Here is a 13600-nt window from a genome sequence, read left to right as displayed (position 1 = left end):
CTCACTTGCCCGTCGTCGCAACGCCCGGCGCGCTGGCGCGGCGCTCGAGCAGCTCGAGCTGCTCCGAGTTGAAGCGTGCGTACGAGCGTTGCCAGTCGGACGGCTGCGCAACCGGCATCACCTGCACGGCTGTGACCTTGTATTCCGGGCAGTTCGTCGCCCAGTCGGAGCTGTCGGTCGTGATCACGTTCGCGCCCGATTCGGGGAAGTGGAACGTCGTGTAGACCACACCCGGCTGCATGCGATCGGACACGAGCGCACGTAGCACCGTCTGGCCCGCACGCGACTCGATGCCGACCCAGTCGCCGCTGTGGATCCCGCGGTCCTCCGCGTCGTGCGGATGGATCTCGAGGCGGTCCTCTTCGTGCCACTGCACGTTCTCGGTCCGGCGCGTCTGCGCGCCGACGTTGTATTGCGACAGGATGCGCCCGGTAGTCAGGATCAGCGGATAGCGCTGCGTGACCTTCTCCGGCGTCGGGATGAACTGCGTGATCACGAAGCGGCCCTTGCCGCGCACGAAGGTGTCGATGTGCATCGTCGGCGTGCCTTCCGGCGCCTCGTCGTTGCAAGGCCACTGGATGCTGCCGAGCGCGTCGAGCTTCTCGTACGACACGCCGGAGAAAGTCGGCGTGAGCCGCGCGATCTCGTCCATGATTTCCGACGGGTGCGTGTAGTGCATGTCGTAGCCGAGCGCCTGCGACAGCATCAGCGTCACTTCCCAGTCCGCGTAGCCGGCGAGTGGCGGCATCACCTTGCGCACGCGCGAGATGCGCCGCTCCGCGTTCGTGAACGTGCCGTCCTTCTCGAGGAACGTCGAGCCCGGCAGCAGCACGTGCGCGTATTTGGCCGTCTCGTTCAGGAAGATGTCCTGCACGACGATGCATTCCATCGCCGACAGCGCGGCCGCGACGTGCTGCGTGTTCGGGTCCGACTGGACGATGTCCTCGCCCTGGCAATAGAGCCCCTTGAAGCTGCCGTCGAGCGCCGCGTCGAACATGTTCGGAATGCGCAGCCCCGGTTCCGGCTGCAGCGTGGCCGACCATGCGTGTTCGAACTGGCTGCGCACGCTCGCGTCGCCGATGTGGCGGTAACCGGGCAGCTCGTGCGGAAACGAGCCCATGTCGCACGAGCCCTGCACGTTGTTCTGGCCGCGCAGCGGATTGACGCCCACGCCTTCGCGGCCGATGTTGCCGGTCGCCATCGCGAGGTTCGCGATGCCCATCACCGTCGTCGAGCCTTGCGCATGTTCGGTCACGCCGAGACCGTAGTAGATCGCCGCGTTGCCGCCGGCGGCATAAAGGCGCGCGGCTTCGCGCACCTGTTCGGCCGGCACGCCGGTCACTTCGGCGGTCGCCTCCGGCGAGTTCTCCGCGCGCGACACGAAGTCGCGCCATTGCTCGAACGCGCGCGTGTCGCAGCGCTCGGCGACGAACGCGTCCGCGACCAGCCCTTCGGTGACGATCACGTGCGCGAGCGCATTGATCATCGCGACGTTCGTGCCGGGGCGCAGCTGCAGGTGGTGCGTCGCCTTCACGTGCGGGCCGTCGACCACGTCGATGCGGCGCGGGTCGATCACGATCAGCTTTGCGCCTTCGCGCACGCGCCGCTTCAGCCGCGAGCCGAACACCGGATGGCCGTCGGTCGGGTTGGCGCCCATCACGACGATCACGTCGGCTTGGCCGATCGATGCGAAGGTCTGCGTGCCGGCCGATTCGCCGAGCGTCGTCTTCAGGCCATAGCCGGTCGGCGAATGGCACACGCGCGCGCAGGTGTCGACGTTGTTGTTGCCGAACGCCGCGCGCACCAGCTTCTGCACGAGGTAGGTTTCCTCGTTCGTGCAGCGCGACGACGTGATGCCGCCGATCGAATCGCGGCCGTACTTCTGCTGCAGCTTGCGGAATTGCGTCGCCGCGTAGGTGAGCGCCTCTTCCCAGCTGACTTCGCGCCACGGGTCGGTGATCTTCTCGCGGATCATCGGCTTCGTGATGCGGTCCTTGTGCGTCGCATAGCCCCACGCGAAGCGGCCCTTCACGCATGCATGGCCTTCGTTCGCGAGGCCGTTCTTGTGCGGCGTCATCCGCACGACCTGCGTGCCCTTCATCTCCGCCTTGAACGAGCAGCCGACGCCGCAGTATGCGCAGGTGGTGACCACCGAGTGTTCGGCCTGGCCGAGCTGCACGACGCTTTTCTCCTGCAGCGTAGCGGTCGGGCACGCTGCGACGCACGCGCCGCACGACACGCATTCCGACGCCATGAACGATTCGCTTGCGCCGGCGGCGACGCGCGACTCGAAGCCGCGTGCGGCGATCGTCAGCGCGAACGTGCCCTGCGTCTCCTCGCATGCGCGCACGCAGCGGTTGCAGACGATGCACTTCGACGGGTCGTACGTGAAGTACGGATTCGACTCGTCCTTCCGGTCGCGCAGGTGATTCGCGCCGTCGAAGCCGTAACGCACTTCGCGCAGCCCGACGACGCCCGCCATGTCCTGCAGTTCGCAGTCGCCGTTGGCGGGGCAGGTGAGGCAGTCGAGCGGATGGTCGGAGATGTACAGCTCCATCACGTTGCGGCGCAGCTTCTGCAGCCGGTCCGATTGCGTGCGTACCTTCATCCCGGCCTCGGCGGGCGTCGTGCACGACGCCGGATAGCCGCGCCGGCCTTCGATCTCCACCAGGCACAGCCGGCACGAGCCGAACGGCTCGAGCGAATCGGTCGCGCACAGCTTCGGTACGTTGACGCCGGCTTCGATCGCGGCGCGCATCACCGACGTGCCGGCCGGCACCGTGACCGCCTGACCGTCGATTTCGAGCGTGACGTCGGTGTCGGCATGGCGTTGCGGCGTGCCATAGTCGGTTTCGTCGAACGGATCGCGCGCGCGCGCCGCTGCGGCGCTCTTGCACGCGCATTGGCCCGAGCCGCAGCCGCCTTGGCGGACGTTCTGAGTGTCGAGGGACATGCAGGGCTCCTTCTGGGTCAGGCCGCAGCCTTGACCGGACCCGACGCGGCCGGCTGGCCGGCGGCGAGCCCAAAATCTTCGGGGAAATGGTCGAGCGCGGACAGCACCGGATACGGCGTCATCCCGCCCATCGCGCACAGCGAGCCTGCGAGCATCGTGTCGCAGAGGTCGCGCAGCAGCGTGATCTGCCGTTCGGACGTATCGCCGTTGCGGATCCGCGCGATCGTCTCCACGCCGCGCGTCGAGCCGATCCGGCACGGCGTGCACTTGCCGCACGATTCGATCGCGCAGAACTTCATCGCGTACTCGGCGAGTTCCGCGAGATTCGACGTGTCGTCGTGCAGCACGATGCCGCCGTGACCGACGACCGCGCCGATCGCCGCGTACGCCTCGTAGTCGAGCGGCACGTCCCACTGATGCTCGGGCAGGTAGGTGCCGAGCGGGCCGCCGACCTGCGCGGCGCGCGCGGGCCGGCCGCTCGCCGTGCCGCCACCGTAATCGAACAGCAGCTCGCGCAGCGTGACGCCGAACGCCAGCTCGACGAGGCCGCCGTGACGGATGTTGCCCGCGAGCTGGAACGGCAGCGTGCCGCGCGAGCGGCCCATTCCGTAGTCGCGATAGAACGCCGCGCCGCGCGCGAAGATCACCGGCGCGGTGGCGAGCGTGATGACGTTGTTGATCACGGTCGGCTTGCCGTACAGACCGGCGAGCGCGGGCAGCGGCGGCTTCGCGCGCACCACGCCGCGCTTGCCTTCGAGCGATTCGAGCAGCGCCGTTTCCTCGCCGCACACGTACGAGCCGGCGCCTTTCGCGACGTGCAGGTCGAACGCATGCGCGGAGCCGAGCACGTGCGCGCCGAGCCAGCCGGCTTCGCGGGCGCGCTCGAGCGCGGTTTCGAGCGTCTTGATCGCGTGCGGATACTCGCTGCGCACGTAGATGTAGCCGAGCGTCGCGCCCGTCGCGATGCCCGCGATGATCATCCCTTCGATCAGGCAATACGGGTCGCTTTCCATGATCAGACGATCGGAGAACGTGCCCGAGTCGCCTTCGTCCGCGTTGCAGACGATGTACTTCTGCGTCGCGGCCGCCTGCCGGACGGTGCGCCACTTGATGCCGGCCGGAAAGGCCGCGCCGCCGCGGCCGCGCAGCCCCGATTCGATCAGCGTGTCGCACGCGGCATCGCCGTCCATCGCGAGCGCGTTTTTCAAGCCGGCGAGGCCGTCGTGCGCGAGGTAGTCGTCGATCGACAGCGGATCGGTCAGGCCGATGCGGGCGAACGTGAGGCGCTGCTGGCGCGCGAGATACGGCAGTGCGTCGACGAGGCCGACGCCGCTCGGATGCGCGCCGCCGTCGAGCCAGTTCGCATCGAACAGTGCGGGCACGTCGGCCGCCGACAGGTTCGCGTAGCCGACGCGTCCGGCAGGCGTGCCGACTTCGACCAGCGGCTCGAGCCACAGCAAGCCGCGCGAGCCGTTGCGAATCAGCTCGATGTCGATGCCGCGCTGCTGCGCGTGCGCGACGATCGCGGCGGCGAGTGCGTCGGCGCCGAGTGCGAGCGCGGACGAATCGCGCGGCACGTAGATGCGGGTCGTCATGCGGCCTCCGGCGTGTGGGCGGCGGCCTGCGCGAGCAGCGCGTCGAATTTCTCCGGCGTGACCTTCGCGTGCAGCACGCCGTTGATCGTCATCGACGGCGATTGCGCGCACAGCCCGAGGCAGTACACCGATTCGAGGGCGACGTCGGGCGGCGCGTGTGCGTCGGCAGCATCGCCGTGCGCCGCGTCGAACCGGCAACCGGTGCGCGCCTGCGCATGCTCGGCCAGCGCTTCGCAACCCATGCTGCGGCACGCTTCGGCGCGGCACATCTGGATCGTCACGCGGGCGGGCGGCGCGGTGCGGAAGTGGTGATAGTAGGTGAGCACGCCATGCACTTCGGCGCGCGACAGGTTGAGCGCCTTCGCCAGCGGCGCGACGCAGCCGGCCGGCACGTAGCCCGCATCGTCCTGGATCGCATGCAGGATCGCGACGAGCGAGCGGCCGGCGCGCGCGTGACGCTCGACCAGCGCGTCGGGCGCAGGGGAATTCGGGGACATCGCTTGTGCTCCTCCAAAGTCTCATATGTGCCGGTAATTCATATAACGCACACCGTGACTTCGTTCTGATTGATTTCCAACAACGATAAGCGGAAGATTTCGTGGCCGCAATAGGAAATCGGAGTACATAAATGATTCGAATCGAATGCGACGCGTATTTGACCGTGCGCGACACGGCGGGCCGTTCGGCGAGCCTGTCGGACGTCGCGCCGTTGCTCGAGCTGGTGGCCGAGACGGGCAGCATCGCGCAGGCGGCGCAGGCGAAAGGGCTGTCCTACCGGCACGCGTGGGGCATGCTGCGCGCGCTCGAGGCGTGCATCGGCGGCGAGCTGATCGAGACGGCGCGCGGCAAGGGCTCGACGTTGTCGGAACTGGGGCGGGCCGTCGTCGACGCGCAGCGCCTCGCGCACACGCGCCTCGACGGGAATCTGCGGTCGCTCGCCGCCGAGGTGGCGAGCGACCTGAACCGCCGGCTCGCGCAGCGCGACGGTGCGGTGCGCATCCACGCGTCGCACGGCTATGCGGTCGCGGCGCTGGTGGCCGCGCTGGTCGACGCGCACGCGGCCGTCGACATCAAGTACCGCGAGAGCGTCGAGGCCGTCCGCGCGCTTGCACGCGGCGAATGCGAGCTGGCCGGCTTTCATCTGCCGCGTGGCGCGTTTCGCGAACAATGCGCGCAGATCTACCGGCCGTGGCTCGACGACACGCGCCATGTGCTGATTCATCTGACGCGCCGTCAGCAAGGATTGTTCGTGCCGCGCGGCAACCCGAAGCAGGTGCGCGGGCTGGCCGATCTGGCGCGCAACGATATCCGCTTCGTCAATCGGCAGCCGGGGTCCGGTACGCGAATGCTGCTCGATCTCGCGCTGCGCTCGATCGGCGTCGATCCGGAGCGGATCGACGGCTATGCGTCGGCCGAGCTCACGCACTCGGCGATCGCGGCGTTCGTCGCGAGCGGGATGGCGGATCTCGGCTTCGGCGTCGAGCCGGCCGCCCATCACTTCGGGCTCGATTTCATTCCGGTCGTCGACGAGGATTACTACTTCGCATGCGAGCGCGCGCGGCTGGCGTCGCGGCCGCTCGCCGACGTGCTCGCGTTGCTGCGCGATTCGGCGTTCGTCGAGCGCGTCGCGCATCTCGACGGCTACGATCCAGCAGCATGCGGCACGCTGATCGGCGTTGCGGCGGGGCTCGACGGGGACGCTGCCACCGTGCCGGGCGGCAACGGAAGGTAATGCACGCGCGTGCGGCGCGCGCTGCAGCAGCAGGGGATTTGCGCTACGCTTGCCGCTTGATCAACGTTCCAACAAGCACGCCGTTCAGGCGTCATCCCGCCATGAAACTTTCCGTTCCTCTCTCCGCGGCAGCGTTGACCGCGGGGCTTCTGATCGCCGCCACGCCGTTTGCGTTCGCGCAGAACTCCCCGGGCGTGCCCGGCGGGATTCTGAGCGATCAGTTCCGCCTGAACGAGCATCCGCAGATGCCGTTCGCGGCGTCGGCGCCGTCGCAGAAATATCAGAGCGGCAAGAAGTCTGCGCTGCGTCGCAAGGGCGACATCGGCGATCCGAACGGCTGCAACCTGAAGTGCCCGATGGATACGCAGTAACCACCGCTTCCCGATCGCAGCGCGCGTAGCCACAATGGCCGCGCAGCGCGCCGGTCTGCCGAGCCCCGCGAAGCCTGCCGCTTCGCGGGGCTCGCGTTTATGCGGCGCTGCCGGGCGGGTGCCGGCGCACTAATGGACTATAGGGTTAACCCGTAATCCTGAAAGAATGTCTTCCAGAAACGTGCCTTATTCTTAAGCAGTTGCCTACATACACTTCCATTTGTCGGCGATGAACGGGTGTTCATCGCAAGATCAGACAAATACGGAGGTAGGTCATCATGAAGTCGCTCGTTCAAGCTGTTGTCGTTGCTGCCGCTCTCGTCGCCCCGGTCGTGTCGTTCGCTCAGTCCGGCTCGGCACTCACCCGCGCCCAGGTTCGTGCGGAACTGGTGCAACTGCAGCAGGCCGGTTACAACACCGCCCGCGGCGAAGATCCGCATTATCCGGAAGCGATCCAGGCTGCGACCGCCCGCGTCGCCGAGCAGCAGCGCGCAGTCGCGCAGGCGCAAGGCGCCGATGCGAGCGGCTACGGTGCGCAAGTGCAGGGTGCGTCGGCATCGGGTTCGCGCGCGATCGGCGTGCGTCCGGCCAGCGTTGAAGAAATGAAGTCGCTGTATCGCGGCAGCTAAGCTGCGCACTGCCCGACGAAAGCGCGGGCCGGGAGCGACGAGGTGTCGTGCTCCCGGCCCGCGCCGTCGGGCAGACGCCGTTCGGCGCGGTCGATCGCCGCGCGAGCGGCTGCGGACGTCCGTCACCTCCTGCCGCCGGCGTACCGGCGGTATTCTGCCCGGCCCGTCCGGGGCTGGGCGCTTTTTCAAATGGCGCGTGACGTATCGTTCGTTGGCAACAAGCAACCCCGCAGACGCGTGTCGTGCGGGGTTTTGTTCGTCTGGACGGGAAGTTTGCGGGGCGCTGCGGGCTGGCTGTACTAGGGCAGCTGTGTTTCAACGCGGGCCGCGATCGGGCAGAGCGCCTTCCCGCATTGGAAGAGTTCGAGACACATCCGGCAGGACAGGGGCACGACACGGAAATCGCCGCGCGGCGAAATTTCGTTCCGCACGTGTGATTGCGGGCGCTCGGACCAGCCGAACGGCAATAAAAAACCCGCGAAGCGTGACGCTGTCGCGGGTTTTTCCTGGCAACGCGCCGAACTGCGTTGCCGTGTATTTGGTGGAGGCGGCGGGAATCGAACCCGCGTCCAGAAGCGCTCCACGACTAGTTCTACATGTTTAGTTCAGTCATTTGATTTAACCGCAGCGACGCGGACGAACACGCTGCACTACGGCGATTCGCTAAGTTTTCGACCCGGACGTCGCGACGCCGCCAAGGCTTAACTGACGTATATGACCTCTGTCGGTATTGCTACCGGTCTTGCGACACTAGCCCGTCAGTGAACTAGGCAGAGGACGGCGGCCGTTAGGCTGCCAGTGCGAACGTATCGTCGTTTGCAGTTACGTTTTTCCCATTGATTAACGAGGTGACGGGTCCTCGACATGCCCTAGCCGCTTCACAACCCCTGTCGAAACCAGGTCGCCCCCGCGGATAAGATCGACCATTATAGCCCAACATCGCGCAGCAGTTCGCGCAGTTGCAGCGTCGTGTCGACGAGATGCTGCGCCTGCCAGTCGGCCGGCGCAGCGCCGTCGCCGCAGTAGCCATACGCGGCTGCGACCGTCGCCATGCCGGCCGCGGTGCCGGCCTGAATGTCGCGCAGGTCGTCGCCGACATAGACGATCCGTTCGGGCGCGAGCGTCAGTTGTGCGGCTGCGTGCAGCAGCGGGGCCGGATGGGGCTTCGAGTGCGGCGTCGTGTCGCCTCCGACGATGCAGGCCGCGCGTGCCGCGAGGCCGAGCAGGTCGGCGAGCGGTGCGGTGAGGCGCATCACCTTGTTGGTGACGATGCCCCAGCGCACGCGGCGCGCGTCCAGTTCGTCCAGCACGTCGCCGATCCCCGGAAACAGCGCGGTGTGCACGCAGATGTCCGTCGCATAGTTGGCGAGGAACTCGTCGCGCATCGCGTCGTAGCCGGGCGTCTGCGGATCGATGCCGAACGCGCCGCCGAGCAGGCCGCGGGCGCCGGCCGACGCGAGCGGCCGCAGCACGTCGAGCGGCGTCTCGGGCAGGCCGCGCACGCGCTGCATCTTGTGGACGGCGGCGGCGAGATCGGGCGCCGTATCGGCGAGCGTGCCGTCGAGATCGAACAGCACGGCGTCGCACTGCGTCAGTCGCGGTGCGTCGAGCGTCGTGCGCTCGGTCGAAAGGGAGGTCGTCATGCCGGGTCGAGGATTACGCGCCGCGGCGGCACGCGACGAGATAGTTGATGTCGGTGTCGTTCGACAGCGCAAAGCGCTTGCCGATCGGGTGATAGGTGATGCCCTTGAGCTCGACGATGTGCAGATCGGTCGCGCGCACGAAACCGGCCAGTTCCGACGGGCGGATGAAGCGCGCGTAGTCGTGCGTGCCCTTCGGCAGCATCTGCGCGATGTACTCGGCGCCGATCACCGCGAACAGGTACGACTTGAGGTTGCGGTTCAGCGTCGAGAAGAACACCCAGCCGCCGGGCTTCACGAGCTTCGCGCAGGCAGAGACGACGCCGGCCGGCGACGGCACGTGCTCGAGCATTTCCATGCAGGTGACGACGTCGTAGCTGCCGGGCTCGCGCTCGGCGATCGCTTCGGCGGCGATCGCCTCGTAATCGACGGTGATGCCGCTTTCTAGGCTGTGCAGATCGGCGACGCCGAGCGCTTCGTTCGACAGGTCGATGCCTTTGACCTGCGCGCCGAGCCCCGCCATCGATTCGGACAGGATGCCGCCGCCGCAACCGATATCGAGCGCGCGCTTGCCGGCCAGATGCGCATGCGAGTCGATCCAGCCGAGCCGGACCGGGTTCAGGTCGTGCAAGGGCTTGAATTCGGCGTTCGGATCCCACCACCGATGGGCGAGGTCGCTGAATTTCTGGAGTTCGTGCGGATCGGCGTTGGTCATGTCGGCAAACGGGTACGGAAGGAGGGCGGTGCGTCGGTACGTCAGCCGCAAGTATATAAGCGGGCGGACAACGAGGCCAGCAAGCGCCTGGACGGGCATCAATGAAAAAGCCCCGCCGGAGCGGGGCTTTGGAGCAGTCGAAACCGCGGCTTACTGCGCCGGAACGGTCGTCTTCTGCACTTGCTGCGTACCGACCACTTCGACTTCCACGCGGCGGTCCGGTGCGAGGCAGGCGATCAGTTGCTTGCGGTTCTTCTGGTTGCAGCCCGTCGTAACCGGATTGCGCTTGCCCTTGCCTTCCGTGTAGATCTTGTTGGCCGGGATGCCCTTGCTGACCAGGTACGACTTGACTGCTTGCGCACGGCGCAGCGACAGACGGTCGTTGTACTTGTCCGAACCGATGCGGTCCGTGTAGCCGGTGGCGACGACCACTTCCGTGTTCATGCCCTCGATCTTCGATGCCAGTTCGTCCAGCTTCTGCTTGCCCAGCGGCTTGAGCGTTGCCTTGTCGAAGTCGAACAGCGCGTCGGCTTGGTACGTGATCTTCTGGCTCGAAATTGCCGGTGCAGCAGCCGGAGCGACCGGCGGTTGCGGTGCCTGGGCGACCAGTGCGCCATCGCACTTTGCGTTGGCGGTGGCCGGCGTCCAGAACGCGTCACGCCAGCAGAGCTCGTTCGTGCCGTTCATCCACACCCATTCGCCCGTACCGTTCACCCAGTTGTCGTTGACGGCTTGACGCGACGCCGGCACCGACTGTGCCGAAGCGGATGCAGCCATAACTGCGGTAGCTGCAATGAACGCGAGCTTTGAAAGTTTATTCATATTTCTCCTCTCGAAATTGAGATTACCGCAGGTTTACTGCGAGCCTGTTGACGGTGACAAGTCATACATTGCTCGAAGTATAACATTGGTGCGGCACAAAAAACGCGGCACCGCTCTGTGTAGACTTCGAGCAGCGTCTAACTTTCAGTGCGTTGGCATTTTGCCATATCGTTCCCTTCCTACGAAAAAAAATCCTCCCCACCCCAAGATCACCCCCACTTTGTGGTGCATGCGCAACACTCGCCTGCCGCAACTTTAAGAAATTGTCAAGAGTGGAGCGGGCAAATTGCGGGAAACGACGCCTATGTTTACCCGCTGCCGCGACGCCACGTCGCAGGACTCGCCCGCGCACCAAAGGAGGGCGCGATCGCGGCCGGGGCGGGCATCGCACCGCAGCTCCGATTTTTGCTGTTTACATATAGTTGGGGGGGCGCGAATTGGCTGCGGATGGGCGCATGTTAGAATCTCGCGTTGCGTTGCGCATGCAGCGCCCACGCGAAAGGCGTTCGCCGTCTTCGCTCCGAAACGATACGGATACATGGATCAATTCGCCAAAGAGACCCTGCCCACCTCCCTAGAGGAGGAAATGCGCCGTTCGTATCTCGATTACGCGATGAGCGTGATCGTCGGACGTGCCCTCCCGGATGTCCGCGATGGCCTGAAGCCCGTGCACCGGCGCGTACTGTTCGCGATGCACGAACTGAACAACGACTGGAACCGCGCGTACAAGAAGTCGGCGCGTATCGTCGGTGACGTGATCGGTAAGTACCACCCGCACGGCGATACGGCGGTGTACGACACGATCGTGCGGATGGCGCAGGACTTCTCGCTGCGCTACATGCTGATCGACGGGCAGGGCAACTTCGGCTCGATCGACGGCGACAACGCCGCGGCGATGCGTTACACCGAAATTCGCATGGCGAAGATCGGGCATGAGCTGCTGGCCGACATCGACAAGGAAACGGTCGACTTCGAGCCGAACTACGACGGCAACGAAACGCAGCCGTCGGTCCTGCCGTCGCGCATTCCGAACCTGCTGATCAACGGCTCGTCGGGCATCGCGGTCGGCATGGCGACCAACATTCCGCCGCACAACCTGAACGAAGTCGTCGACGCGTGCCAGCATCTGCTGAACAACCCGGGGGCGACGATCGACGAGCTGATCGAGATCATCCCGGCGCCGGACTTCCCGACGGCCGGCATCATCTACGGCGTGGCCGGCGTACGCGACGGCTATCGCACCGGGCGCGGCCGCGTCGTGATGCGCGCGGCCACGCACTTCGAGGAGATCGACCGTGGCCAGCGGATGGCGATCATCGTCGACGAGCTCCCGTACCAGGTGAACAAGCGCTCGCTGCTCGAGCGTATCGCCGAGCTCGTCAACGAGAAGAAGCTCGAAGGCATCTCGGACATCCGCGACGAGTCCGACAAGAGCGGCATGCGTGTCGTGATCGAACTGAAGCGCGGCGAAGTGCCCGAGGTCGTGCTGAACAACCTGTACAAGGCGACGCAGCTGCAGGACACGTTCGGCATGAACATGGTCGCGCTCGTCGACGGCCAGCCGAAGCTGCTGAACCTGAAGGAAATCCTGCAGTGCTTCCTGTCGCACCGACGCGAAGTGCTGACGCGCCGCACGATCTACGAACTGCGCAAGGCTCGCGAACGCGGCCACGTGCTCGAAGGTCTCGCAGTCGCGCTCGCCAACATCGACGAATTCATCGAGATCATCAAGGCCGCGCCGACGCCGCCGATCGCGAAGCAGGGGCTGATGGAGCGGTCGTGGGATTCGTCGCTCGTGCGCGAGATGCTCGCGCGCGCCGAGACGGAGAACGCCGCGGCCGGCGGTCGCGCCGCGTATCGTCCGGAAGGGCTGAACCCGGCGTTCGGGATGCAGGGCGACGGGCTGTACCGCCTGTCCGACACGCAGGCGCAGGAAATCCTGCAGATGCGCCTGCAACGCCTGACCGGTCTCGAGCAGGACAAGATCATCGGCGAGTACCGCGAAGTGATGGCGCAGATCGCCGACCTGCTGGACATCCTCGCGCGCCCGGAGCGGATCACGACGATGATCGGCGAGGAGCTGACGTCGGTGAAGGCCGAGTTCGGCGATGCGCGCCGCTCGAAGATCGAGCTGAACGCCACCGAGCTGAACACCGAAGACCTGATCACGCCGCAGGACATGGTCGTCACGATGTCGCATGCGGGCTACGTGAAGTCGCAGCCGCTGTCCGAGTACCGCGCGCAGAAGCGCGGCGGCCGCGGCAAGCAGGCGACGCAGATGAAGGAAGACGACTGGATCGAGACGCTGTTCATCGCGAACACGCACGATTACATCCTGTGCTTCTCGAACCGCGGCCGCGTGTACTGGGTCAAGGTGTATGAAGTGCCGCAGGGCTCGCGCAACTCGCGCGGCCGCCCGATCGTCAACATGTTCCCGCTGCAGGAAGGCGAGAAGATCAACGTGGTGCTGCCGGTCAAGGAATTCTCGGCCGACAAGTTCGTGTTCATGGCGACGTCGCTCGGCACCGTGAAGAAGACGCCGCTGGAAGCATTCAGCCGCCCGATGAAGAAGGGCATCATCGCGGTCGGTCTCGATGACGGCGATTTCCTGATCGGCGCGTCGATCACCGACGGCGCCCACGACGTGATGCTGTTCTCCGATGCCGGCAAGGCCGTGCGCTTCGACGAGAACGACGTGCGTCCGATGGGCCGCGAAGCGCGCGGCGTGCGCGGCATGCAGCTCGAGGACGGCCAGCAGGTCATCGCGATGCTGGTCGCGGGCAGCGAGGAGCAGACGGTGCTCACCGCGACCGAGAACGGCTACGGCAAGCGCACCCCGATCACCGAGTACACGCGTCACGGCCGCGGCACGAAGGGGATGATCGCGATCCAGACGTCCGAGCGCAACGGCAAGGTGGTCGCCGCGACGCTCGTCGACGCCGAAGATCAGATCATGCTGATCACGACTGCCGGCGTATTGATCCGCACCCGTGTGTCCGAGATCCGCGAGATGGGACGGGCTACGCAAGGTGTTACACTCATCAGTCTTGATGAGGGCACGAAGCTCTCCGGCCTGCAGCAGATCGCTGAAGCCGAAGAGGGTGAGGGCGAAGCCGACGAGGCGTCGGACGGCGAAGCCTGAA

At 66.1% G+C, this 13600-nt stretch carries 10 protein-coding genes and 1 other RNA gene; 4 read left to right on the top strand and 7 right to left on the bottom strand.

Annotated features, from left to right (window positions below; translation table 11 throughout):
* Position 1: 1 nt before the first annotated feature.
* Genes fdhF through AK36_RS24225 form a run of 3 tightly spaced genes read right to left on the bottom strand, consistent with a single transcriptional unit; the run spans position 2 to position 5045 of the window.
* Positions 2-2953, bottom strand: coding sequence for a formate dehydrogenase subunit alpha (gene fdhF, locus AK36_RS24235; protein ID WP_045579349.1), 2952 nt, complete (start codon positions 2951-2953; stop codon positions 2-4).
* 17 nt (positions 2954-2970) lie between these two features.
* A complete protein-coding gene (locus AK36_RS24230; protein WP_045579348.1) occupies positions 2971-4548 on the bottom strand; it encodes a formate dehydrogenase beta subunit in 1578 nt (525 codons plus the stop codon).
* A complete protein-coding gene (locus AK36_RS24225; RefSeq protein WP_014722672.1) occupies positions 4545-5045 on the bottom strand; it encodes an NAD(P)H-dependent oxidoreductase subunit E in 501 nt (166 codons plus the stop codon). Before AK36_RS24225 ends, AK36_RS24230 begins: the two co-directional genes overlap by 4 nt.
* Positions 5046-5176: 131 nt before the next feature.
* Between AK36_RS24225 and AK36_RS24220 the strand changes: the two genes are divergently transcribed.
* From AK36_RS24220 to AK36_RS24210, 3 genes are all read left to right on the top strand, one after another.
* Entirely contained in the window at positions 5177-6280 is a 1104-nt protein-coding gene (locus AK36_RS24220) for a substrate-binding domain-containing protein (RefSeq protein WP_011883797.1), read from the top strand.
* Between the two features lie 101 nt (positions 6281-6381).
* Complete coding sequence (locus AK36_RS24215; protein WP_011883798.1) at positions 6382-6651, top strand: hypothetical protein; 270 nt, start codon at positions 6382-6384, stop codon at positions 6649-6651.
* Between the two features lie 278 nt (positions 6652-6929).
* Entirely contained in the window at positions 6930-7280 is a 351-nt protein-coding gene (locus AK36_RS24210) for a DUF4148 domain-containing protein (RefSeq protein WP_011883800.1), read from the top strand.
* A 539-nt stretch (positions 7281-7819) separates the two neighbouring features.
* Here the strand turns inward: AK36_RS24210 and ssrA are convergent.
* The 4 genes from ssrA to ompA form a co-directional block, all read right to left on the bottom strand.
* Positions 7820-8189, bottom strand: a transfer-messenger RNA (tmRNA) gene (gene ssrA, locus AK36_RS31760).
* A gap of 17 nt (positions 8190-8206) precedes the next feature.
* Complete coding sequence (locus AK36_RS24205) at positions 8207-8923, bottom strand: HAD-IA family hydrolase (protein WP_034194137.1); 717 nt, start codon at positions 8921-8923, stop codon at positions 8207-8209.
* 13 nt (positions 8924-8936) lie between these two features.
* On the bottom strand, positions 8937-9635 hold the full coding sequence (ubiG, locus tag AK36_RS24200; protein WP_011883804.1) for a bifunctional 2-polyprenyl-6-hydroxyphenol methylase/3-demethylubiquinol 3-O-methyltransferase UbiG: 699 nt from the start codon (positions 9633-9635) through the stop codon (positions 8937-8939).
* Between the two features lie 150 nt (positions 9636-9785).
* Positions 9786-10457 (bottom strand): outer membrane protein OmpA, encoded by a 672-nt coding sequence (gene ompA / locus AK36_RS24195; RefSeq protein WP_011883806.1) that lies wholly within the window; start codon positions 10455-10457, stop codon positions 9786-9788.
* 538 nt (positions 10458-10995) lie between these two features.
* Here ompA and gyrA point away from each other — a divergent pair.
* Entirely contained in the window at positions 10996-13599 is a 2604-nt protein-coding gene (gene gyrA, locus AK36_RS24190; protein ID WP_045579347.1) for a DNA gyrase subunit A, read from the top strand.
* Position 13600: the final 1 nt, after the last annotated feature.

Origin of the sequence: Burkholderia vietnamiensis LMG 10929 (genome assembly GCF_000959445.1) — a bacterium.
GTDB classification, from domain to species: Bacteria; Pseudomonadota; Gammaproteobacteria; order Burkholderiales; family Burkholderiaceae; genus Burkholderia; species Burkholderia vietnamiensis.
The sequence above is the reverse complement of the archived record's forward strand: the minus strand, read 5'-3'. Positions and strand labels throughout refer to the sequence as shown.

Bases quoted from the DNA above. Each gene is read 5' to 3' on its own strand.
- fdhF (WP_045579349.1), bottom strand. From the start codon at position 2,953: ATGTCCCTCGACACTCAGAACGTCCGCCAAGGCGGCTGCGGCTCGGGC.
- AK36_RS24230 (WP_045579348.1), bottom strand. From the start codon at position 4,548: ATGACGACCCGCATCTACGTGCCGCGCGATTCGTCCGCGCTCGCACTC.
- AK36_RS24225 (WP_014722672.1), bottom strand. From the start codon at position 5,045: ATGTCCCCGAATTCCCCTGCGCCCGACGCGCTGGTCGAGCGTCACGCG.
- AK36_RS24220 (WP_011883797.1), top strand. From the start codon at position 5,177: ATGATTCGAATCGAATGCGACGCGTATTTGACCGTGCGCGACACGGCG.
- AK36_RS24215 (WP_011883798.1), top strand. From the start codon at position 6,382: ATGAAACTTTCCGTTCCTCTCTCCGCGGCAGCGTTGACCGCGGGGCTT.
- AK36_RS24210 (WP_011883800.1), top strand. From the start codon at position 6,930: ATGAAGTCGCTCGTTCAAGCTGTTGTCGTTGCTGCCGCTCTCGTCGCC.
- AK36_RS24205 (WP_034194137.1), bottom strand. From the start codon at position 8,923: ATGACGACCTCCCTTTCGACCGAGCGCACGACGCTCGACGCACCGCGA.
- ubiG (WP_011883804.1), bottom strand. From the start codon at position 9,635: ATGACCAACGCCGATCCGCACGAACTCCAGAAATTCAGCGACCTCGCC.
- ompA (WP_011883806.1), bottom strand. From the start codon at position 10,457: ATGAATAAACTTTCAAAGCTCGCGTTCATTGCAGCTACCGCAGTTATG.
- gyrA (WP_045579347.1), top strand. From the start codon at position 10,996: ATGGATCAATTCGCCAAAGAGACCCTGCCCACCTCCCTAGAGGAGGAA.